This window comes from Streptomyces sp. NPDC047869 (assembly GCF_040704065.1).
GTDB lineage: Bacteria > Actinomycetota > Actinomycetes > Streptomycetales > Streptomycetaceae > Streptomyces.
Genome location: NZ_JBEYRK010000006.1, coordinates 301,612 through 323,947, shown reverse-complemented (window position 1 = coordinate 323,947; position 22,336 = coordinate 301,612). Strand labels below are relative to the sequence as shown.

Below are 22,336 nucleotides of genomic sequence, written 5' to 3'. Positions count from 1 at the left end.
GCCCGGCGGCCTCGACCGCCTTGGCGGACTCGGTCTTGGCGGCCGCGGTCTCCTTGGCGGCCTGCCGGCCCGCTTCCTTCGCCTGCTCGGCCAGTTCGGCGACCGAGGCGTGCTCCTCGTCCTTGTTCCTGGCGACGAACTGGCCGGTCTGCAGGAACTCGCGGATGTCCTCGGCGTTGCCGCTCAGCGCCAGGCGCCCGGCGGCCTTCACATTGGTGCCGCCCACGCCGATGATCTGGACAAGCTGTACCCGCTCGTCCTCTTCCTGCTGGGTGTACCGGCCTTCGTCGAGGAACTTCCCGACGTCCTCGGCGCTGCCGGCGAGCGCGGCCCGGCCGGCGGTCTGCACGTTGGGGCCGGCGGTGTCGATGATTTGTGCGACCCGGACGCGGTTGTCCTGATCCATGGGGTCTTCCCAGCCGTCGTCCAGGAAGTCGTGGAGCTGGTCCGGCGTTCCGGCCAGCGCCTGACGGGCTGCCGTCAGCAGTTCCGGACCGCCGAGGGAGGCGAGTTGGGCGGCGGTCACCCGTTCGTCTTGGAACGAGAGATCGCCGGCCGCGGCCAGGAAAGCCTGAACGTCGGCGTCACTGCCGGTGAGTGCCGCCTCGGCGGCCGCCTTGACGCCGGGACCGCCCTCCTTCCAGTAGTCCACGACGAGTCCGCGCTGTTCGGCGGTGGTCGCAGACTGCGCAGCCGCCAGGACATTGCCCCCGGCCGGCGCGGCGTTCGCACCGGGCGTCGCGCCCAGCAATCCGGCGGCGAGAGCGAAGGGGAGCAGAGTCAATGCCGTCCGGCGCGTTAAACGCGCCATTTTTCCAGCGTGATCGAGCTGGTCAGTTCTTCGATTCACGAAACACCTGTCTCGGTCATCGACGACACCCCCGAATGCGAGTCGCCGAATTAGGAGAAGGCAGCGTAACTCCCGCCGGTCATTGGTTTGAAGCGTGGGGGCGTAATGCGCTGTTTAGTTGTTACTGAGCGGTATCTACCTTGCATGTCATGGGTGTTGCCTGGAGGGTCCGTGAGGGTCCCGCGTTGACGGTTGCGCATCCATTGACTAGCCTATGACCCGACTTTGTCGCTGCCTGACCAGCAGCGCGTTCTCTCCTGGGCCCTTCCTGCCCACTTTTTCTCTTGTTTATCGGGGGTTTCTTTGTGGTGTCTTCCCTAGTCTCTTCATGAGGTAATCGTCACCTTCAACCTTCTTTCGAGGAGGCTTTCTAGTGCATTTCCCTGCCCGAAAACTAGTTGTGTCCGTCGTAGTGGCCTCGGTCGCCACATTGGCCGGCATCTCCGTGGCCGCGGCCGACGACCCGCCCCCCTCTTCACCCCCGTCGACCCCACCGACAGCGGTTGAGGACTACGGCTATCCAGGAGCCGACCGGATCCTGGCCGAGAAGGGGATCAAGCTGAAGAGGGGCGACGGCCACATCCTGCTCGCCGTCTGCGATCTGGCCGCCCAGCAGATCCGCGTGCAGACCGTCAAGGACGACTCCGTCGGCCGCCAGGGCACCTACTGCTTCAAGGCGACGGCGAAGACGGGCCGTCTCACGCTCGAACTTCCGCGCGTGTTCGCGGTGGAGGCGGCCGACCACCCGGTGAGCGCGGATCTCACCGCCAATGGCCGGACGACGACGGTCGATGTGCCCCAGGGCGGCTTCGAGTCCGTCGGCGAAGGCACCGTCGGCGGCGCCAGGTCGGTGCTCGTCGAACTGCGCGTCACCGGCTGATCAGCCACTGTCCAAGTCCGTGCGCGACGCGTGCACGGGTCAGACATGCCTTCTGCATCCGCAGCACAGGCCTTGTGATTCGAGGAAAGCGTGACACAGCCCCGTTCCCGCGGGAAGCGCACGGTGTGGACGGCCGGGGTCCTGACAGCAGGCCTCACGACCGGAGTCCTGCTCGCGCCCCCCGCCCAGTCCGTCGGCGGTGAGCAGGTCGCGGACAGAGCGGAAGAGTACACAGTCAAGTTGCACGTCAACGTCGGGCGTGACGACGAGCGAGGCTGCACCGGCACCCTGGTGGACGCCCAGTGGGTGCTCACCGCAGCCAGTTGCTTCGCCACCGACCCCCAGCAGGGGGACCGGGTCCCGGCCGGCGCGCCTGCGCACACGTCCGTGGTGACCGTCGACGGCTACGAACCCGACGCGACGGAGACCTTCAGGCAGAAGGTCCTGGAACTCGTCCCGCACCCCGACCGCGACCTGGTCATGGCGCGTATCGACAACCCGGCCACCCTCGACAACCCGCTCGACGGACCGTTCCCCGACATCGCCCCGCCCTCCACGGGCACCACCGCCCCCGCACCGGGGGAGCGGCTCAGGGCCGTCGGGTACGGGCGTACCAAGGACGAGTGGGTCCCCGCCAAGGCGCACGTTGCGAACTTCGGCGTGGACGCCGTGGACGCGTCGACCCTGGCGATGTCCCCCGGCTCCGACGGCGGAGCCCTGTGTCCGGGAGACGCCGGTGGCCCGGTACTCAACGGCCGGGGCGGGCTGGTGGCCGTGGTCAGCCGGTCCTGGAGCGGTGGGTGCTTCGGGTCGGAGGAAACCCGTACGGGAGCCGTCGCCACCCGGGTCGACGACATCGCCGGCTGGGTCCAGCAGGTGCGCCTGAAGACCTACCGGCAGTTCGTCAGCGACGCCGTCACGGCGGCTGACTTCAACGGCGACGGGCGTGTCGACATCGCGGCCCGCCTGGTCAACGACACCGCGCACTACTTCACCAGCCGCCCCGACGGCACGCTGGAGTACGGCAGTCCGCTCAAGTCCCTGGGCCGCAACAGCGAGAAGCAACTCGTCGCGGGCGACTTCCAGGCCGGAACCGGGCTGGAGATGATCAGCGTGGAAGAGGGCGGCGATCTCTTCCTCGCTTCGAAGCACTCCTTGATCCCGTCAGTGTGGACCCGGACCAGGCTGTGGACCGACGCCGCGTGGAAGGACGGCCTGCCCGTCGCGGCCCTGCACAGCGCGACCCCGGGGCGTGACACCCTGCTGTTCCAGTGGCCCGACGGCTCCCTCTACACGTACAAGAGGGATGCCGACGGCGATCTCGTGAACCAGAAGAAGTCGATGTGGCCGGACAAGACCTGGAAGAAGAAGCTCATCGCCACGGGCGACTTCAACGGCGACGGACGTGACGACATCGCCGCCGTCGCCGTGGACGGCGCCCTGAGCCTCTACCCGGCCAAGGCCGACGGCACCTTCGACAAGGGGCGCTCCATGTGGCCCGACAAGACCTGGGGTTCTGCGCGCCAGGTGCTCGGCGGCGACTTCGACGGCGACGGCAAGGACGACCTCGCCGCCCTCACCTCCGCCGGCGACCTGCGCCTGTACGCCGGTGACGGCAGGGGCGGGCTCGCGGCCGGCCGGACCATGTGGCCCTCGGTCTGACCCCTCACGCCGGAAAGCGGCGGCCGACCCATTTCCAGAGGAACTCCAGGGCGGCCGCCGCCACCGCCGCGATGGCCACCGCCGTCCACGGCATGGTGGCGCCCACCAGCTTGAGGGCGAAGAAGTGCTGCAGCGCAGGTACGACGAGGACCAGCAGGAAGGCCGCGCCCATCGCGGCCACCAGGGCGATCCGCCACCAGGTGTACGGGCGGGCGATGATCGCCAGGACCCACATGGAGATCAGGAACAGCGTCAGGGTGGCCGCGCTGGTCTCCGCCTCAAGGGAACCGGGGCCCGTGTAGTAGTGCCGTGCCAGCAGGTACGTCGCGAAGGTCGCCGCCCCCGCCACCACCCCGCCGGGCACCGCGTACCGCATCACCCTGCGGACGAAGTGGGGGTGGGCCCGCTCCTTGTTGGGGGCCAGGGCCAGGAAGAAGGCCGGGACGCCGATGGTGAGGGTGGACAGCAGGGTCAGGTGACGCGGCAGGAACGGGTACTCCACCTGCCAGCACACCACCAGCAGCGCCAGCAGCACCGAGTACACCGTCTTGACCAGGAACAGCGTCGCCACGCGCGTGATGTTGCCGATCACCCGGCGGCCCTCGGCGACCACCGACGGCAGCGTGGCGAAGCTGTTGTTCAGCAGCACGATCTGCGCCACCGCCCGGGTCGCCTCCGAGCCCGAGCCCATGGAGACGCCGATGTCCGCGTCCTTCAGGGCCAGCACGTCGTTCACGCCGTCCCCGGTCATCGCGACCGTGTGCCCGCCCGACTGGAGCGCGCCGACCATGTCCCGCTTCTGCTGCGGGGTGACCCGGCCGAAGACGGTCCCCTCGTCCAGTGCCTTCGCCATGTCCCGCGGGTCGGCCGGCAGCCGGCGCGCGTCCACCGCCGTACCGGACAGGCCCAGCTTGGCCGCGACCGCGCCGACGGACACCGCGTTGTCACCGGAGATGACCTTCGCGTGGACCCGCTGGTCGGCGAAGTAGCGCAGGGTGTCGCCGGCGTCGGGGCGCAGCCGCTGCTCCAGCACGACCAGCGCGGTGGGGTGGGCGCCGTGGGCCGGCTCGGGGTCGTCGAGGTCGCGGGTGGTGCGGGCCAGCAGCAGGACCCGCAGGCCCTGTTCGTTCAGGCGCTCGGTCACGGCCAGGGCGGGGTCGTCCTGGGGGAGCAGTACGTCGGGGGCGCCCAGCAGCCAGGTGCTGGCCTCGCCGTCGCCCTCGCTGAACGCGGCGCCGCTGTACTTGCGGGCGGAGGAGAAGGGCAGCGACTCGACGCAGCGCCACTCCTCGCTGTCGGGATAGGCGTCGATGATCGCCTGGAGGGAGGCGTTGGGGTGCGGGTCGGACTCGCCGAGGGCGCCGAGAACCTTGCGCACATACGGTTCGTCGGCCCCGTTCAGCGCCCGCACCTCGGTGACGTCCATGCCGCCCTCGGTCAGCGTGCCGGTCTTGTCCAGGCAGACGGTGTCCACGCGGGCCAGCCCCTCGATCGCGGGCAGCTCCTGCACCAGGCACTGCTTGCGCCCGAGCCGTATGACCCCGATGGCGAAGGCCACGGAGGTGAGCAGCACCAGCCCCTCCGGGACCATCGGGACGATGCCGCCGACCGTGCGGGCGACCGCGTCCTTGAGGTTGTCGTTCTTCACCACCAACTGGGTGATGACCAGGCCGATCGCGGCCGGGACCATCATCCAGGTCACGTACTTCAGGATCGTGGAGATGCCGGTGCGCAGCTCGGAGTGGACGAGTGTGAACCGGGACGCCTCCTCGGCGAGCTGTGCGGCATACGCCTCCCGGCCCACCTTGGTCGCCCGGAACGCGCCACCGCCGGCCACGACGAAGCTGCCGGACATGACCTGGTCGCCGGGCCGTTTGAGCACCGGGTCGGCCTCGCCGGTGAGCAGCGACTCGTCGATCTCGAGGCCGTCGGCCTCCGCGCACACCCCGTCCACGACGATCTTGTCGCCGGGGCCCGTCTCCACGAGGTCGTCGAGGACGATCTCGTTCGTGGCCACTTCGACGGCGGCCCCTTCGCGGCGGACGGTGGGCCGGGCCTCGCCGATCACGGCGAGCGAGTCCAGGGTCTGCTTGGCCCGCCACTCCTGCACGATCCCGATACCGGTGTTGGCGAGGATCACGAAGCCGAAGAGGCTGTCCTGGATCGGCGCGACGAACAGCATGAGCAGCCACAGCACACCGATGATCGCGTTGAAGCGGGTGAAGACGTTCGCGCGGACGATCTCGCCCATCGAGCGGCTGCTGCGCACCGGGACGTCGTTGACCTCGCCCCGCGCGACGCGCTCGGCGACCTCGGCCCGGGTCAGGCCCGCCGACCGGACCCCTGGCAGACCCACCGGGTGCACCGGGTCGAGTTCGGCCCCCGCGTCGATGTGCGTCATGCATTCGACGGTACGTGCGGACCCGCGGCTTCACCTGCCGAGTGGGCGGAAGATCCGACCTGGGGAGGAGAGACGTCCTGCGCCGGTTGGAGAAACCGGCCGCTACCTGCCCGCGGTGGCCGCCTTCAGCGCCGCGTCCCGCTTGATCGCCGCGTCCCGCCTGCGGACGTACCAGACGCCGATCAGGCCGAGACCGCCGCCGGCCAGGCAGGTCCACAGCCACCACAGGTGGCCGTGGTCGTCGAACCAGCCGTAGAAGGGGAGCTGGACCAGGAAGAGGACGAACCACACGATCGTGCCGCCGGTGATGGTGGCGACCACGGGCCCCTCCAGGGGCTCCGGCGCTTCGTGCTTCGGGGTCCACTTCGTCATGGGGACAGCTTACGAGGCGATCAGGTCTACGCGCGGAGATAGCGATTTACCGCTCATACGTTCATACTGAAACCGTTTGTCTTTGGCCGCTTCTGTTCGTATGAAACTCCAACGGGGCTCGGGGGAACCCCGCTGGTGATGAGGTCCTCATGTCCACCTCGGCACCTGCCAAGGTCCCCGCCCCCGAGCAGCCGGGCGGTACTCCCGCCTACGGCGCTCTCGACCGCTACTTCCGCATCTCCGAGCGCGGCAGCACGCTCGGCCGCGAGATCCGGGGTGGTCTCGCCACCTTCTTCGCGATGGCGTACATCATCGTGCTGAACCCGATCATCCTGGGCAGCGCGAAGGACATGTACGGGCACCACCTGGACAACGGCCAGCTGGTGACCGCGACCGCGCTGACGGCCGCGTTCACCACGCTGCTGATGGGTGTCATCGGCAACGTGCCGATCGCGCTCGCCGCCGGTCTCGGTGTGAACTCCGTCGTCGCGCTCCAGCTCGCGCCCCGGATGTCCTGGCCGGACGCCATGGGCATGGTCGTGCTGGCCGGCTTCGTGGTGATGCTGCTCGTCGCCACCGGACTGCGCGAGCGTGTGATGAACGCCGTGCCGTTCGGCCTGCGCAAGGCGATCTCGATCGGTATCGGCCTGTTCATCATGCTGATCGGTCTGGTCGACGCCGGCTTCGTCACCCGAATGCCGGATGCCGTGCAGACCACCGTCCCGCTCCAGCTCGGCGTCGGTGGCCACCTCAACGGCTGGCCGGTGCTGGTCTTCATCCTGGGCGCGCTGCTCACCTTCGCGCTGATCGTCCGCAAGGTGCCGGGCGCGATCCTGATCTCCATCGTCGGGATGACCGTCCTCGCGCTGATCATCAACTCGGTCGCGCACGTCACCACCTGGGGCCTGACGGTCCCGAAGTGGCCCGGCAACCCGGTGGCCACGCCCGACTTCGGCCTGGTCGGCCAGTTCAGCCTCTTCGGCGGCTTCTCCAAGGTCGGCGTGCTGACCGGCATCCTCTTCGTCTTCACGGTCCTGCTGTCGTGCTTCTTCGACGCGATGGGCACGATCATGGGCATCGGCGACGAGGCGAAGCTGACCGACGCCCAGGGCTACATGCCGGGCATCAACAAGGTCCTCTTCGTCGACGGCATCGCGGTCGCGGCGGGCGGCGCCAGCTCCTCCTCGGCCACCACCGCGTTCGTGGAGTCCACGGCGGGTGTCGGCGAGGGCGCGCGCACCGGTTTCGCGAACGTCGTCACGGGCGCCCTCTTCGCGGTGGCCCTCTTCCTCACCCCGGTCGCCACCATGGTCCCGTCCCAGGCGGCCACGCCGGCCCTGGTCGCGGTGGGCTTCCTGATCCTCTCGAACTCCATCAAGGAGATCGACTGGGCGGACTACACCATCGCCATCCCGGCCTTCGTGACCATGATGATGATGCCGTTCACCTACTCGATCACCAACGGCATCGGTATGGGCTTCATCACCTTCGTGGTGCTGCGCCTGGCCGCCGGCCGGCCCCGCGAGGTGCCGGTCGCGATGTACGTCGTCGCCGCGGTGTTCGCCTTCTACTACCTGATGCCGGCCCTGGGTCTCACCTGAGGCGCGGGCGTCAGGTGACGCCGTAGAACTTCTCCGTCTCCTCGACGGCGGTCTGGAACCGTTCGTCGAAGTCGTCCCGAATGAGCGTGCGGACCACATAGTCCTGCACGCTCATTCCTCTTCTCGCCGCGTGGTGCCGGAGCCGTTCGAGCAGCTCCCCGTCTATCCGCAGGCTGAGCACAGTGGTCCCCATGAGTACGAGGGTCGCCACATCCGGCCGTTCCATGGGTCACATTCCGGAAACGTCTCACTCTTATGGGTGATCAATGGGGTGAGTGGCGGGCGTCACGGGCCCGCGTCCCCTCTCCGGTGGTCCTTAGCGAGAGTAATGAGTTACGCTAATGAACATGCCGGACCTCAACCATGGCGACGACGCCGCCGCCGTGAACTCCCTGCGCTCCGCCGTGATGCGGCTGTCCCGTCGGCTCAAGCACCAGCGGGTCGACGAGTCGCTGAGCCCCACCGAGATGTCGGTGCTGGGCACCCTCTCCCGCTGTGGCACCGCCACCCCGGGCGAACTCGCCCGCAAAGAGCACGTGCAGCCGCCGTCCATGACCCGCATCGTCGCGCTGCTGGAGGCCAAGGGGCTGGTCCGGCTCGAACCGCACCCCGAGGACCGTCGCCAGAAGGTCGTCACCAGAACCGAGCAGGCCGAGTCGATGCTCGAGGAGAGCCGCCGCAAGCGCAACGCGTTCCTGGCCGGCCTGGTCGACGCCCTCGACGAGGACGAGTGGGCCAAGCTCCGCGCCGCCGCGCCGGTGCTGGAGAAGCTCGCGCATCTGTAGCCCGCGCGTCCGTGAATCAGCCGCAGCAGCCATCGCAAGGAGGCGAACTCGTTTGAGTACGGGATCCGGAGCAGCTTCCGCCCCCGCACCGATCACTACTACCCCCACCGCCCGCAAGTCCTCGATGTTCAGCTCGCTGAAGATCCGGAACTACCGCCTGTTCTTCGCCGGCCAGGTCGTCTCCAACACGGGCACCTGGATGCAGCGCATCGCCCAGGACTGGCTGGTGCTCAGCCTCACCGGTTCCTCCGCGGCCGTCGGCATCACCACGGCCCTTCAGTTCCTGCCGATGCTGCTGTTCGGCCTGTACGGCGGCGTCCTGGTCGACCGGCTGCCCAAGCGGCCCGCCCTCCTGGTCACCCAGACGGCCATGGCCATGACCGGCCTCGCGCTCGCCTTCCTGACCCTCTCCGGGCACGTCCAGGTCTGGCACGTCTACGTCGCCGCCTTCGCCGTCGGACTCGCCACGGTGGTCGACAACCCGGCCCGGCAGTCCTTCGTCTCCGAGATGGTCGGCCCCGGCCAGCTCCAGAACGCGGTCAGCCTGAACTCCGCGAACTTCCAGTCCGCCCGGCTGGTCGGCCCCGCCGTCGCCGGCCTGATGATCACCGGCGTGGGCACCGGCTGGGCGTTCCTCGCCAACGGCCTGTCCTTCGCCGCGCCCATCGCCGGTCTGCTGCTGATGCGCTCCCGCGAGCTGCACGTCGTCGAGCGCGCGCCGCGCGGCAAGGGCCAGCTCCGGGAGGGCCTGCGCTACGTCGCCGGGCGCCCTGAGCTGATCTGGCCGATCGTCCTCGTCGGCTTCATCGGCACCTTCGGCTTCAACTTCCCGGTGTGGCTGTCGGCCTACGCCGACGACGTCTTCCACTCCGGCGCCGGCGCCTACAGCCTCTTCAACACCCTGATGGCCGTGGGCTCCCTCGGCGGCGCCCTGCTGGCCGCCCGCCGCGGCACGGCCCGGCTGCGGCTGCTGATCGCCGCCGCGCTGGCCTTCGGCACGCTGGAGACGGTGGCCGCGCTGGCCCCGTCCTACTGGCTGTTCGCGCTGCTCATGGTCCCGATCGGGGTCTTCGGCCTGACGGTCAACGTCACCGCGAACACGGCGGTCCAGATGGCCACCGACCCGGCCATGCGCGGGCGGGTGATGGCCCTGTTCATGATGGTCTTCATGGGCGGCACGCCGCTGGGCGCACCGGTCGTCGGCTGGATCACGGACACCTACGGCGCCCGGGTCGGCTTCGCCCTGGGCGGGGTGATCTCGGCCGTGGCCGCCGCCACGATCGGCCTGATCCTGGCCCGCATAGGCGGCCTGCGCCTCTCGGTCGGCTGGCACCGCGGCCACCCCCAGGTCCGCTTCGTCCCCAGGGAACAGCTGGCCCCGGCGGCCTGACGGGCGGGAGGAGCGGGACTCAGTCGCGGGGGAACTCGTCGGTCTTGAGGACGAGGCCGACGGGGGTGTCCGTGAGGTCCAGCTCCTCCCCGAAGTCGGCCTTCACCTCCAGCGCGTACTTGCCGTCCCTGGGACGGGTGAGGACGCGGCACTCACCCCGGTAGGGGTCGGCGATGAGATAGACGGGCACCTCCGCGAGGGCGTAGGCGAGCTTCTTTCGGCCGTAGTCGTTGGCCGCGGTGTCCGCGGAGATGATCTCGGCCACGAATTCGACGTCCTGGTAGCGCCAGCGGCCCTTGCTGTCCTTCACCGACCGCTCGGCCATGGCCGCCACATCACAGGCGAAGCCGTTCAGATGCCCGGGGAAGTCGATCCGCACGTCCGACGCCAAGCGCTTGCGCGGGTACTTCGCGCGCAACTGCTCCGCGATGTCGAAGATGATCTCCCAGTGGGTCTGCCGCTGCGGTGACGTGAAGATGTTTCCCCCGACGATCTCGACCTTCGTTCCCTCGGGGATGGGCATCTTCTCGAGCCACTCGAACATGACGTCCAGAGTCAGCTCGCCGCTCTCCTCGGCCATCGCGATCCTGTCTTCGAGGACGGTCATCGTGGCGCTCCTCCCCGGCTGCCTCACGGGCGAACGCAGCCGCGCGGTACAACGATACGCACGGTCATCCGGACACGCCGGGGCGTGCGCGGGAGACTGGCGGCATGAGACTCTTCGCCGCCCTGCTGCCCCCGGACGACGTCGCCGAAGCGCTCGCCCGGGAGGTGGCGGCGCTGCGCGAGCTGCCCGGTGCCGACGGGCTGCGCTGGACCGGGCGTCCCGGCTGGCACTTCACGCTCGCCTTCTACGGCGAGGTCGACGAGGAGCTGGTACCGGAACTGCGGGACCGCCTGGAGCGCGCGGCGGGCCGTACGCCCGCCTTTCCGCTGGCACTGCGTGGCGGAGGCCAGTTCGGGCGCGGGAAGGCGCTGTGGACGGGCGCGGACGGCGATCTGCGCACCTTGGGACTGCTGGCCGGGCGCACGGAGGCGGCGGCGCGCAGGAGCGGCATCGAGATGGGGGAGCACCGCCGCTACCAGGCACACCTGACGGTGGCCCGCAGCCGGTCGACGGTGGACGTACGGCCGTACGTGACGGCGCTGCACGACTTCGGCAGCCGTACCTGGACGGTGGACGAGCTGGTCCTCGTCCGCAGCAACCTGCCGAAGTCCGGCGTGCCCGGCGAGCAGCCCCGCTACGAGCCGGTCGCCCGCTGGGCACTCGGCGCGGCCGGTTAACCTCGATACGTGGACCCGAAGACCCGTAACCGGATCATGGCCTTTGTGCTCGTGCTGATGTTCGCCGTCGTCGCCCTGGCGGCCGCGCTCGGCAGGTGAGGGCCGGGCGCGGCCGCGGCGGCGATCAGCGGCGGGCGTCGCTCACCAGGCGAAGGCCTCCGGGGACGGGCCCGGGCCCGGGAAGACCTCGTCGAGGCCGGTCAGCAGCTCCTCGCTCAGCTCCAGCTCCACGGCCCTGATCGCCGACTCCAGCTGCTCGGCGGTGCGTGGTCCGACGATCGGGCCGGTGACGCCGGGCCGGGTCAGCAGCCAGGCCAGCGCGGCCTCGCCGGGCTCCAGGCCGTGCTTGTCGAGCAGGTCCTCGTAGGACTGGATCTGTACGCGGGCGGTGGGGTCGGCGAGGGCGTCGGCGGCCCGTCCGGAGGCACGGCGCCCGCCCTGCACCTCCTTCTTGATGACCCCGCCCAGCAGACCGCCGTGCAGCGGCGACCAGGGGATGACGCCGAGGCCGTACTCCTGCGCGGCCGGGATGACCTCCATCTCGGCGCGGCGCTCGGCGAGGTTGTACAGGCACTGCTCGCTGACCAGGCCGATGGTGCCACCGCGCCGGGCGGCGATCTCGTTGGCCTGGGCGACCTTGTAGCCGGGGAAGTTGGACGAGCCGGCGTAGACGATCTTGCCCTGCTGGACCAGCACGTCGATCGCCTGCCAGATCTCCTCGAAGGGAGTGTTCCGGTCGACGTGGTGGAACTGGTAGAGGTCTATGTAGTCGGTCCGCAGCCGCTTCAGGCTGGCGTCCACGGCGCGCCGGATGTTGACCGCGGAGAGCTTGTCGTGGTTGGGCCAGGCCGCGCCGTCGGCGCCCATGTTGCCGTACACCTTGGTGGCGAGAACGACCTTGTCCCGGCGCTCGCCGCCCTTGGCGAACCAGTTGCCGATGATCGATTCCGTACGGCCCTTGTTCTCGCCCCAGCCGTAGACGTTGGCCGTGTCGACGAAGTTGATGCCCGCGTCCAGTGCCGCGTCCATGATCGCGTGGCTGTCGGCCTCGTCGGTCTGCGGGCCGAAGTTCATGGTGCCGAGGACGAGTCGGCTGACTTTGAGTCCCGTGCGTCCTAGCTGCGTGTACTTCATGGTGCCCTAGCCAACGGCCTGGAGTGCGCTCGAAGCAAGGGCGGCCGGCCGGCTGGTCGCGGGGGAAGGCGTCCGTCCTCAGGACGAGGTCGACCACCGTGCCGGTCAAGGTCGACGTCGGTGCCGAAGCCCACCTTTCTCGGCTCGGCCTAGTCGCCGTCCTTGGCGTCGGCGCCGGCCATCGCGATCCTGTCTTCGAGGACGGTCATCGTGGCGCTCCTCCCCGGCTGCACCACGGACAGGTGCAGCCGCGCGGTTCAAGGCTACGCACGGTGACGGGGAGACGACGGAATCAGGTCAACCTGTTCCAGCCGCGTACGCCTGTCCGATTCCCCAGGCCTCCCACATCGCGGCGGCGAACGTCTCCGCGATCCGGTGCTCGCCGCTCGCGTTGGGGTGCGTCCCGTCGTAGGTGTCCGCGTGGATGTCGTACGCCTCGGGCGGCGAGGCCAGCAGCAGCGGGGAGCGGGGCTCGTCCAGGTCGGCCACCGTCTTGGCGAGCAGCACGTTGAACTGGTCGACCTGGGCCGCGAAGGCCTCGTCCGCCTCGGCGCGGATGTTCGGTATCACCGGCAGGATCACCATGCGGATGCCCGGCCGGGCCTCGCGGGCGCCGGTGACGAACGCCCGGACGTTCTCCGCCGTCTGCTCGGCGTTGGTGTAGAAGCCGAGGTCGATCAGGCCCAGGGAGACCAGCAGCACGTCGGCCCGGTGCCCGCGCACCGCCTCACCGATGAGCGGCGCCATGTGCAGCCAGCCCTCGCCCCAGCCGGCCAGATGGGCCCGGGGGAAGTCCGGTTCCGCGTAGGCGGACGACACCGGCGCCTCGGCCGCCTTGTCGTACAGCTCCTCGCGCGGGCCCACGAGGGTGAACGGGCCGCCGTACGAATCGCGCAGGTGCTGCCACAGACGGTAACGCCACGTGTGTTCGCCCGCGCTCCCGATGGTCATCGAGTCCCCCACGGGCATGAACCTGAGCACCCGCTCATGATGGACGATCACCGAGGCCGACGGGATGTGAGGCCCGACACGTCCACCGGACCCCCGGGGCGAATGGCAGGCTTGGGGCATGCGTCGACCGTTCGCCCTGCTTGCCGGGGCCCTGCTCGCGGGTGCCTGCGCGCTGCCCGCCCACGCCGCCGACGGTGATCAGGGTTTCACCATCAAGGACCCGAGGATCACCGAGTCCAGCGGCCTGGCCGCCTCCCGGCTGCACCCCGGCATCTACTGGACGCACAACGACAGCGACGACGGGCCCTACCTCTACGCCGTGGACAGCGCGACCGGGAACACCGTCGCGACCGTGACGCTGCGCGGCATCGGCTCCCCGCGCGATGTGGAGTCCATCTCCATCGGCCCGCACAACGAGATCTACGTCGGTGACATCGGGGACAACTTCGACGGCAGATGGCCGTACGTGTGGATCTACCGGCTGCCCGAGCCGAAGGTGCTCAAGGACCAGACGGTCACGGCCAGGCAGTACGTGGTGAAGTACTCCGACGGGCCGCGCGACGCCGAGTCGCTGCTGGTCCACCCGAAGACCGGGCGCGTGTACATCATCGACAAGAAGGAGGACGGCGGGCACCTGTTCGAGGGGCCCGCGACGCTCTCCACCTCGGGGGCGAACGTATTCCGGCCCGTCGCCCCGGTCGACCTGTGGGCCACCGACGCCGCCTTCTCCCCGGACGGCAAGCAGCTCGCGGTGCGCGGGTACTTCGGTGGGATCTACTACGACTGGAACGGCGGGCGGATCAAGCGCGAGGGCCGGCTCGACGTGCCCCTGCAGGGTCAGGGCGAGTCGCTGACGTACTCCACCGACGGGACCAGGCTGATGTACGGCAGCGAGGGCGCCGGCAGCTCGGTCCAGGCGCAGGACGCGCCGGGCGACCACTCGGCCCAGTCCCCTTCAGGGAACGGTGGTTCGGCGTCCGACGGGGCCGGTGGCAGCGGTGGGCGCCTCAAGGTCGGGGCCGCCGTCGTCGGTGTGGGCGCGGTCGTCCTGCTCGGGCTGCGGCTGCTGCGCCGGCGCGGCTGAGCGCCGCCGCTCGGGCGGAGCCGGCCCGCCGTATGTCTTGACGTGGTCATGGCGTCCCAGTTTCCTGGTGGTGCGCGGTATATGGGAGCGCTCCCATTCTGTTCCGGGGCCGCGCCTCCCGAGAGGAACCGAGGCACATGTTCCGCAGCTTGCGAAGAGCGTTGTGTGCTGCCGCCGCCGCGCTCCTGCTGTCCCTGGCGGGCGCACACCAGGCGCACGCGGCCGCCGCCCCCGGAGCCGGCTACTGGCACACGAGCGGCCGGCAGATCCTGGACGCGGCCGGACAGCCGGTGCGCATCGCGGGGATCAACTGGTTCGGGTTCGAGACCGGCAACCACGTGGTGCACGGCCTCTGGTCGCGCGACTACAAGAGCATGATCGACCAGATGAGGTCACTGGGCTACAACACCATCCGGCTGCCCTACAGCGACGACGTGTTCAAGTCCGGCGCGATGCCCGAGAGCATCGACTTCTCCGGCGGCAAGAACGCCGATCTGCAGGGCCTGACCTCGCTCCAGGTCATGGACCGGATCGTGTCCTACGCCGGCCAGGACGGCCTGAAGGTCATCCTCGACCGCCACCGGCCCGACTCCGGCGGCCAGTCGGCCCTCTGGTACACCGCGTCCGTGCCCGAGTCGACCTGGCTCGCCGATCTGAAGGCGCTGGCCGCCCGTTACAAGGCTCAGGACACGGTCATCGGCATCGACCTGCACAACGAGCCCCACGACCCCGCCTGCTGGGGCTGCGGCGACCAGGCCACCGACTGGCGGCTCGCGGCCGAGCGGGGCGGCGACGCGGTGCTCTCCGTCAACCCCGATCTGCTGGTCTTCGTCGAGGGCGTGCAGACGTACAACGGCGTCTCCGGCTGGTGGGGCGGCAACCTGATGGGCGTCGGGCAGTACCCGGTCCGCCTCGACGTGGCGAACCGCGTCGTGTACTCCGCCCACGACTACGCCACCAGCGTGGCCCAGCAGAGCTGGTTCAGCGATCCGTCCTTCCCCGCCAACATGCCCGGGGTGTGGGACAAGTACTGGGGCTACATCTTCAAGCAGGACATCGCGCCGGTGTGGGTGGGCGAGTTCGGCACCACCCTTCAGTCGGCGGTGGACCAGAAGTGGCTGGCCGCGCTGGTGAGTTACCTGCGTCCGACGTCGACGTACGGCGCGGACGCCTTCCAGTGGACCTTCTGGTCGTGGAACCCCAACTCCGGTGACACGGGCGGCATCCTGAAGGACGACTGGTCGACCGTGGACACGGTGAAGGACGGGTACCTGGCGAGCGTGAAGGCGCCGTTGTTCCCGGGTACCGGGGGCGGGAGCGGTGGCGACGGCGGGGGTGGCGGTGGGGGCGCTTCGGCCGCCTGCAGCGCCTCCTACGCCGTCAGCAGCGACTGGGGGAGCGGCTTCAACGCGCAGGTGACGGTGACGAACACTGGAACCGCCGCCCTCAAGTCCTGGAAGGTGACGTGGAAGTGGAGCGGTTCACAGCAGGTCACGTCCATGTGGAACGCCACCTACACGCAGAGCGGGGCCGGTGTCACGGCTGTGAACGCCGCTCACAACGGCAGTGTGCCGGTCGCCGGTTCCACGGGCTTCGGCTTCGGGGGCGCGCCCGGCGGCGGGGCGGTGCCGTCACCGACCTGCACGGCGACGTGAGCGGTCCGGCGGGTACGGCGGTTTGAGAGCGGCCGCACGCACGGCGGCACGAAGGGCCGTCCGGACGGTCGGCATGAGAAAAGGGCGCCCGGTGCGACAAGCGCCGGGCGCCCTCCCGCTCGTACCCGGAGGGTCAGAGCTTCTCGATCACGTAGTCCACGCACTTCGTCAGCGCCTCGACGTCCGCCGGGTCGATCGCCGGGAACATCGCGATACGGAGCTGGTTGCGGCCGAGCTTGCGGTACGGCTCGGTGTCCACGATGCCGTTGGCGCGCAGCACCTTGGCCACGGCCGCCGCGTCGATCTCGTCGGAGAAGTCGATGGTGCCGATGACCTGCGAGCGCTTGGCCGGGTCGGTGACGAACGGGGTGGCGTACTTGGACTCCTCCGCCCAGCCGTACAGGCGGGTCGAGGAGTCCTTGGTGCGGGCCGTGGACCAGTCCAGGCCGCCCTGGCCGTTGATCCACTCGAGCTGCTCGTTCAGCAGGAAGAGGGTGGCGAGGGCCGGGGTGTTGTACGTCTGGTTCTTGCGGGAGTTGTCGATCGCCGTCGGCAGGCTGAAGAACTCCGGGACGTGCCGGCCGGAGGCGTGGACGCGCTCGGCGCGCTCGATCGCGGCCGGGGAGAAGACACCGATCCACAGGCCGCCGTCGGAGGCGAAGGACTTCTGCGGGGCGAAGTAGTAGACGTCCGTCTCGGCGATGTCGACGGGGAGACCGCCCGCGCCGGAGGTGGCGTCCACCAGGACGAGCGCGCCCTCGTCGGCGCCGGCCACGCGCTTGATCGGCATGGCGACACCGGTGGAGGTCTCGTTGTGGGTGAACGCGTAGACGTCGACACCCGCCTCGGCCTGCGCCTCGGGGTGGGTGCCGGGGTCGGCGGCGACGACGGTGGGGTCGGCCAGCCAGGGGGCGAGCTTGGCAGCCTTGGCGAACTTCGAGGAGAACTCGCCGAAGTTGAGGTGCTGGGACTTGTTCTCGATCAGTCCGTGGGTGGCGATGTCCCAGAAGGCGGTGGAGCCGCCGTTGCCGAGGATCACCTCGTAGCCCTCGGGAAGGGAGAACAGCTCGGAGATGCCTTCGCGGACCTTGCCGACCAGGTTCTTCACGGGCGCCTGGCGGTGGGAGGTACCCAGGAGGGACGTGCCAGTGGCGGCGAGGGCGTCCAGCGCCTCGGTCCGCACCTTGGAGGGGCCAGCGCCGAAGCGTCCGTCGGCGGGCTTGATGTCAGCGGGGATCTGGATGTCGGCCACGCTTCGGAGGGTATCCGCTACGCGAAACGGTACGGAACCGTGTCCGTCCGATGAGACGAGTCCGCCGGGTCATGGACTTGTGCGGTTGTACGACGAAACGGGTGCGGCTGTGGACAAGTCTCGGTGACGGTGCGTGAGCGGATGCATCCTGGACGCATGACGGATCTCTCGGGTCTCGCGGCGGAGCTGAGCCGGGCCGTCCGGGGCGAGGTCGGCTTCGACGTGACCTCCCGGGCGCTCGTGACGATGGACGCGTCCAACTACCGGCGCGTGCCGGCGGGGGTGGTGGCCCCGCGGGACACGGCCGACGTCGCGGCCGTGCTGGAGGTGTGCCGGGCGCGCGGGGTGCCGGTGGTGGCGCGCGGCGGGGGCACCTCGATCGCGGGGCAGGCGACGGGTACGGGCGTGGTGCTGGACTTCACCCGGCACATGAACGGGCTGCTGGAGCTGGACCCGGGCACGCGCACGGCCGTGGTCCAGCCGGGGCTCGTCCTCGACCGCCTCCAGGAGGCCGCCGCCCCGCACGGCCTGCGGTTCGGCCCCGACCCCTCGACGCACAGCCGGTGCACGCTCGGAGGGATGATCGGCAACAACTCGTGCGGCTCGCACTCGGTCGCCTGGGGCACCACGGCGGACAGCGTGCGTGAACTGTCCGTCATCACCGCGCGCGGGCAGCGGCTGCGGCTCGGGCGGGACTGGGCCGGGGCGCCGGAGGGACTGCGCGAACTGGTGGCGGGCGACCTGGCCCGGCTGCGCACCGGCTTCCCCGACCTGCCCCGCCGTATCTCCGGGTACGCGCTCGACGCCCTGCTCCCCGAGAACGGCGCCGACGTCGCCCGCTCCTTCTGCGGCTCCGAGGGCACCCTCGGCATCCTGACGGAGGCGGTCGTACGGCTGGTGGAGGCCCCGCGCGCGCGTGCACTGGCGGTGCTCGGGTACGGCGACGAGAGCGCGGCCGCCGAGGCCGCGGCGGGCCTGCTCCCGTTCGGCCCGTTGACGGTGGAGGGCATGGCGGCCGACCTGGTGCCCTCGCCGGCCGGGCTGCCCAGGGGGGACGCCTGGCTGTTCGTGGAGACCGGCGGTGGGACGGCGGCCGAGGCACGCGCGCGTGCGGAGGCGATCGTGCGCGCGGCCGATGTCGTCGACTCCCTCGTGGTCACCGACCCGGCGGCGCAGCGGGCCCTGTGGCGCGTCCGCGAGGACGCGAGCGGGACGGCCACCAGGATGCCGGACGGGACGGAGGCCTGGCCCGGCTGGGAGGACTGCGCGGTGCCGCCCGCCCGGCTCGGCGCCTATCTGCGGGACTTCCGCGTCCTGCTGTCCTCCCACGGCCTGCGCGGCACGCCCTACGGCCACTTCGGTGACGGCTGCATCCACGTCCGCATCGACTTCGACCTGCTCACCGAGGCGGGCGTGGGCCGCTTCCGGCGTTTCTCCGGGGAGCTCGCGGACCTGGTGGTGGCCCATGGCGGCTCCCTGTCCGGGGAGCACGGCGACGGCCAGGCCCGCGCGGAGCTGCTGCCGCGGATGTTCGGCGAGGAGACGGTGCGGCTCTTCGAGCGGGCCAAGGGGGTCTGGGACCCCGACGACCTGCTCAACCCGGGGATGCTGGTCCGCCCGGACCCGCTGGACGCGAACCTCCGCTTCTCCGTGCTGCCCCGCCGTCCGGTGGACGTCGGCTTCGGCTACCCGGCCGACGGCGGCGACTTCCGGGCCGCCGTCCGCCGCTGCGTCGGCGTCGCCAAGTGCCGTACGACCACGGCGTCCGGGCCCGCCGTGATGTGCCCCTCGTTCCGGGCGACGGGCGAGGAGCAGCACTCCACCCGGGGCCGGGCCCGGCTGCTGCACGAGATGCTCGCGGGCGAACTGGTCACCGACGGCTGGCGCTCCACGGAGGTCCGGGACGCGCTGGACCTGTGCCTGTCCTGCAAGGGCTGCCGTTCGGACTGCCCGGTCGGCGTCGACATGGCCACCTACAAGGCGGAGTTCCTGCACCACCACTACCGGGGCCGGCGCCGCCCGGCCGCCCACTACAGCATGGGCCGGCTGCCGGTGTGGCTGCGCTGGGCGGCCCGGACCGGTACGGCGCGGCTGCTCAACCGGCTCGCCTCGCTGCGGCTGCCGGCCCGGATCGGCAAGCGGCTCGCCGGGATCGCCCCGGAGCGGGACATCCCCCGGCTGGCGCCGCGGACGTTCAGCCGCTGGTGGCGGCGGCGCGAGCGGCGGAGCACGGGAGACCCGGTCGTGCTGTGGCCCGACACCTTCACCGAGCATCTCTCGCCCGCGGTCGGACAGGCGGCCGTGCGGGTGCTGGAGGCCGCCGGGCTGAGGGTGGTGCTGCCACCGTCCCGGCCGGCCGGCGGGGTCTGCTGCGGACTGACCTACGTCTCCACCGGCCAGCTCGACCGGGCGCGCACGGTGCTGCGCCGCACCCTGGACCTGATGGAACCGGTGCTGCGCAGGGGCACGCCCGTCGTCGTCCTGGAACCGAGCTGCGCCGCGGCCCTCCGCGCCGACCTCCCGGAACTCCTGCCGGACGACCCGCGCGCGGCCCGGCTGTCGTCGGCGGTCCTCACCTTCGCCGAGGCGCTGCGGCGGCACGCCCCCGACTGGACCCCGCCCGCCGTCGGCCGCCCGGTCGCCGGGCAGACCCACTGTCATCAGCACGCGGTCCTCGGTGACGGCGCCGACCGCGCGCTGCGCGAGTCCGCGGGCCTGACCGGCGAGCTGAGCGGCGGCTGCTGCGGCCTCGCGGGCAACTTCGGCTTCGAGAGGGGCCACTTCGAGGTCTCCCGGGCCTGCGCGGAGGAACAGCTTCTGCCGTCGGTCCGGGCGGCGGCCGAGGAGACGGCGATCCTGGCGGACGGCTACTCGTGCCGTACCCAACTGGAGCAGCTGGCCGGAGTGCGGGGACGGCATCTGGCGGAGGTGCTGGCGGACGCGCTGGACGCGCTGGACCCGCTGGACGCGCTGGACGCGCGGGACGCCGGGACGGAGGCCTCGGAATGACGGCGCGGGCCACGCGCCATGGACACGGAGGTGCTGGCGGCCTGGGGGCCGAAGGACGGCAGATGAGCCAGGCACCCGGCGGGCTCGCGGGCGCTTTCCGGCCGGTCGGAGCACGATGGGAGGGAGGCGACTCGCCCCCTCACCTCACCGTCGAGTCCCGCGCGCGGCGTCCCATCATCCGGGACAGCCTCATAACGGTTTCACACTCCTGACCAAGTCTATTACCCTGGACTCGGTAGTGCACCGAGATGAACATCATCTGATCCCAGCCAGACCCAGGACCGCCCGTGAGCACCTCCAGCCACACCGCCTCCTCGACGCAGCACGTACCGGCATCCCCGGGGGGCGCACCGCGTCGGTCCGGTTCGTTCGGCTCGCTCGGGCCGGTCGGTCTGGTGCTGGCCGGCGGGATCTCGGTGCAGTTCGGCGCGGCGGTCGCGGTGACCCTGATGCCGAGGGCCGGCGCGCTCGGCGTCGTCACCCTGCGGCTCCTCGCGGCGGCCGTGGTCCTGCTGGTGGTCTGCCGGCCCCGGCTGCGCGGCCACTCGCGCACCGACTGGGGCACGGTGATCGCCTTCGGTATCGCCATGGGCGGGATGAACGGCCTCTTCTACGAGGCGGTCGCCCGCATTCCGCTGGGTCCCGCGGTCACCCTGGAGGTCCTCGGCCCACTGGCGCTGTCCGTGCTGGCGTCCCGCAGGGCGATCAACGCGCTGTGGGCGGCGCTCGCCCTGGCGGGGGTCTTCCTCCTGGGCGGCGGAGGCTTCAGCGACCTGGATCCCGTCGGTGTCGCTTTCGCCCTGGGCGCCGGCGCCATGTGGGCGGCCTACATACTCTTCAGCGCCCGCACGGGCCGCCGCTTCCCGCAGGCGGACGGCCTGGCGCTGGCGATGGCGGTGGCCGCCCTGCTCTTCCTCCCGCTCGGCATCGCCGAGGCCGGCAGCCGCCTGCTGAACCCCACCACGGTCGCCCTGGGCTCGGCGGTGGCGCTGCTCTCCTCGGTGCTGCCCTACACCCTCGAACTCCTGGCGCTGCGCCGGCTGCCCGCGCATACCTTCGCCATCCTCATGAGCCTGGAGCCGGCCATCGCGGCCACGGCGGGCTTCCTGATCCTCGGCCAGGCGCTCTCCGCCACGGAGGCCGCCGCCATCGCCCTGGTGATCGCGGCGACCATCGGCGCGGTGCGGTCCCAGGTCGGACGGGGCAAGGTCCCGCCCCCGGCCCCCGAGGCCTGACCGTCACGCGCCGGGCGCGCCCGGAGTTCAGCCGGCCGGCTTCTCCCACACCGACACGTGCTGCCGGCTGTCACTCGTGAAGGGCTCCCGCGTCCAGCCGTCCCACCGCGAGCGCAGCCGCAGTCCCGCGAGGCGGGCCATCAGGTCCAGCTCCGCGGGCCACACATAGCGGAACGGAATCGAGGAGTACGTCGCCCGGCCGTCCGTGACCCGCACATGGTGCGAGCTCAGCGACTGCGTCGCCACGTCGTACAGATCGAAGCCCAGCCGCCCCTCCTCCACACGGAACGGCACCGCGCTCTGCCCGGGCGGCAGCCGGCGCAGATCCGGCACCCCGACCTCGATGGCGAAGCAGCCGCCGGGCTCAAGATGGCCGGCCGCATTGCGGAAACAGTCCACCTGGGCGTCCTGCGAGGTCAGATTCATGATCGTGTTGAAGACCAGGTAGGCGACCCGGAAGGTGCCGTCCACCCGCGTCGTCGCGAAGTCCCCGATCGTGACCCCGACCGCGTCACCGCCCGGCTTGGCCCGCAGCCGGTCCACCATCGCCCGTGACAGATCGATGCCGTGCACCTCGACCCCGCGCCGCGCCAGCGGCAGCGCGACGCGCCCGGTCCCGACCCCCAGCTCCAGCGCCCGCCCGTCACCGGCCAGCTCCGCCAGCACCCCGACCGCGGGCCCGACGACCCCGTCCTCGAACATCTCCGCCGCCGACTCGTCGTACGAAGCCGCGACGGACTCCCCGAAGTAACCGTCCCCATCGACCATGCCCCGACGGTAGGGGGAGAGCG

19 protein-coding genes are annotated in these 22,336 nt (G+C 70.8%); 10 read left to right on the top strand and 9 right to left on the bottom strand.

Features of this window, described 5'->3' with window-relative positions; translation table 11 throughout:
• The coding region (locus AB0924_RS11495) for an ALF repeat-containing protein (RefSeq protein WP_366911222.1) at nucleotides 1-811 on the bottom strand (811 nt) is incomplete at its 3' end.
• Nucleotides 812-1,250: 439 nt separating this feature from the next.
• Here AB0924_RS11495 and AB0924_RS11490 point away from each other — a divergent pair.
• Complete coding sequence (locus AB0924_RS11490) at nucleotides 1,251-1,730, top strand: hypothetical protein (RefSeq protein WP_358930795.1); 480 nt, start codon at nucleotides 1,251-1,253, stop codon at nucleotides 1,728-1,730.
• 90 nt (nucleotides 1,731-1,820) lie between these two features.
• Nucleotides 1,821-3,392, top strand: a complete 1,572-nt coding sequence (locus AB0924_RS11485) for a S1 family peptidase (RefSeq protein WP_358930797.1) — start codon at nucleotides 1,821-1,823, stop codon at nucleotides 3,390-3,392.
• 4 nt (nucleotides 3,393-3,396) lie between these two features.
• Here AB0924_RS11485 and AB0924_RS11480 read toward each other — a convergent pair whose 3' ends face one another.
• Nucleotides 3,397-5,793 (bottom strand): HAD-IC family P-type ATPase, encoded by a 2,397-nt coding sequence (locus tag AB0924_RS11480; RefSeq protein ID WP_358930799.1) that lies wholly within the window; start codon nucleotides 5,791-5,793, stop codon nucleotides 3,397-3,399.
• A gap of 102 nt (nucleotides 5,794-5,895) precedes the next feature.
• Complete coding sequence (locus tag AB0924_RS11475) at nucleotides 5,896-6,165, bottom strand: DUF2530 domain-containing protein (RefSeq protein ID WP_199210977.1); 270 nt, start codon at nucleotides 6,163-6,165, stop codon at nucleotides 5,896-5,898.
• A 149-nt stretch (nucleotides 6,166-6,314) separates the two neighbouring features.
• Between AB0924_RS11475 and AB0924_RS11470 the strand changes: the two genes are divergently transcribed.
• On the top strand, nucleotides 6,315-7,766 hold the full coding sequence (locus AB0924_RS11470) for an NCS2 family permease (RefSeq protein ID WP_366911221.1): 1,452 nt from the start codon (nucleotides 6,315-6,317) through the stop codon (nucleotides 7,764-7,766).
• Nucleotides 7,767-7,776: 10 nt separating this feature from the next.
• On the opposite strand, the gene AB0924_RS11465 is transcribed toward AB0924_RS11470, so the two are convergent.
• Nucleotides 7,777-7,959, bottom strand: coding sequence for a ribbon-helix-helix protein, CopG family (locus AB0924_RS11465; protein WP_199210976.1), 183 nt, complete (start codon nucleotides 7,957-7,959; stop codon nucleotides 7,777-7,779).
• 154 nt (nucleotides 7,960-8,113) lie between these two features.
• On the opposite strand from AB0924_RS11465, the gene AB0924_RS11460 reads away from it, so the two are divergent.
• On the top strand, nucleotides 8,114-8,551 hold the full coding sequence (locus tag AB0924_RS11460; protein ID WP_358930804.1) for a MarR family transcriptional regulator: 438 nt from the start codon (nucleotides 8,114-8,116) through the stop codon (nucleotides 8,549-8,551).
• A gap of 52 nt (nucleotides 8,552-8,603) precedes the next feature.
• The gene (locus AB0924_RS11455) at nucleotides 8,604-9,941 is read left to right on the top strand and encodes an MFS transporter (RefSeq protein WP_366911220.1); all 1,338 of its coding nucleotides are present in this window, start codon (nucleotides 8,604-8,606) and stop codon (nucleotides 9,939-9,941) included.
• 19 nt (nucleotides 9,942-9,960) lie between these two features.
• On the opposite strand, the gene AB0924_RS11450 is transcribed toward AB0924_RS11455, so the two are convergent.
• Complete coding sequence (locus AB0924_RS11450) at nucleotides 9,961-10,548, bottom strand: Uma2 family endonuclease (RefSeq protein ID WP_366911219.1); 588 nt, start codon at nucleotides 10,546-10,548, stop codon at nucleotides 9,961-9,963.
• A 104-nt stretch (nucleotides 10,549-10,652) separates the two neighbouring features.
• On the opposite strand from AB0924_RS11450, the gene thpR reads away from it, so the two are divergent.
• Nucleotides 10,653-11,225: an RNA 2',3'-cyclic phosphodiesterase gene (gene thpR, locus AB0924_RS11445; RefSeq protein ID WP_358930809.1), complete on the top strand. Its 573-nt coding sequence runs from the start codon at nucleotides 10,653-10,655 to the stop codon at nucleotides 11,223-11,225.
• Nucleotides 11,226-11,366: 141 nt separating this feature from the next.
• Here thpR and AB0924_RS11440 read toward each other — a convergent pair whose 3' ends face one another.
• Both AB0924_RS11440 and AB0924_RS11435 read right to left on the bottom strand, forming a co-directional pair.
• Nucleotides 11,367-12,359, bottom strand: coding sequence for an aldo/keto reductase (locus AB0924_RS11440; RefSeq protein WP_366911218.1), 993 nt, complete (start codon nucleotides 12,357-12,359; stop codon nucleotides 11,367-11,369).
• Nucleotides 12,360-12,656: 297 nt separating this feature from the next.
• Nucleotides 12,657-13,340, bottom strand: coding sequence for a GDSL-type esterase/lipase family protein (locus AB0924_RS11435; protein WP_366911217.1), 684 nt, complete (start codon nucleotides 13,338-13,340; stop codon nucleotides 12,657-12,659).
• 88 nt (nucleotides 13,341-13,428) lie between these two features.
• Between AB0924_RS11435 and AB0924_RS11430 the strand changes: the two genes are divergently transcribed.
• Together AB0924_RS11430 and AB0924_RS11425 are read left to right on the top strand one after the other, a co-directional pair.
• Nucleotides 13,429-14,394: a WD40 repeat domain-containing protein gene (locus AB0924_RS11430; protein WP_358930815.1), complete on the top strand. Its 966-nt coding sequence runs from the start codon at nucleotides 13,429-13,431 to the stop codon at nucleotides 14,392-14,394.
• Between the two features lie 137 nt (nucleotides 14,395-14,531).
• Nucleotides 14,532-16,049: a cellulase family glycosylhydrolase gene (locus AB0924_RS11425; RefSeq protein ID WP_366911216.1), complete on the top strand. Its 1,518-nt coding sequence runs from the start codon at nucleotides 14,532-14,534 to the stop codon at nucleotides 16,047-16,049.
• 133 nt (nucleotides 16,050-16,182) lie between these two features.
• Here AB0924_RS11425 and serC read toward each other — a convergent pair whose 3' ends face one another.
• A complete protein-coding gene (gene serC, locus AB0924_RS11420) occupies nucleotides 16,183-17,301 on the bottom strand; it encodes a phosphoserine transaminase (protein WP_358930819.1) in 1,119 nt (372 codons plus the stop codon).
• Between the two features lie 156 nt (nucleotides 17,302-17,457).
• On the opposite strand from serC, the gene AB0924_RS11415 reads away from it, so the two are divergent.
• A complete protein-coding gene (locus tag AB0924_RS11415) occupies nucleotides 17,458-20,310 on the top strand; it encodes an FAD-binding and (Fe-S)-binding domain-containing protein (protein WP_358930821.1) in 2,853 nt (950 codons plus the stop codon).
• Between the two features lie 287 nt (nucleotides 20,311-20,597).
• Nucleotides 20,598-21,545, top strand: coding sequence for an EamA family transporter (locus AB0924_RS11410; RefSeq protein WP_358930823.1), 948 nt, complete (start codon nucleotides 20,598-20,600; stop codon nucleotides 21,543-21,545).
• Between the two features lie 27 nt (nucleotides 21,546-21,572).
• Here AB0924_RS11410 and AB0924_RS11405 read toward each other — a convergent pair whose 3' ends face one another.
• Nucleotides 21,573-22,313 (bottom strand): class I SAM-dependent methyltransferase, encoded by a 741-nt coding sequence (locus AB0924_RS11405; protein WP_358930825.1) that lies wholly within the window; start codon nucleotides 22,311-22,313, stop codon nucleotides 21,573-21,575.
• Between the last annotated feature and the right edge of the window lie 23 nt (nucleotides 22,314-22,336).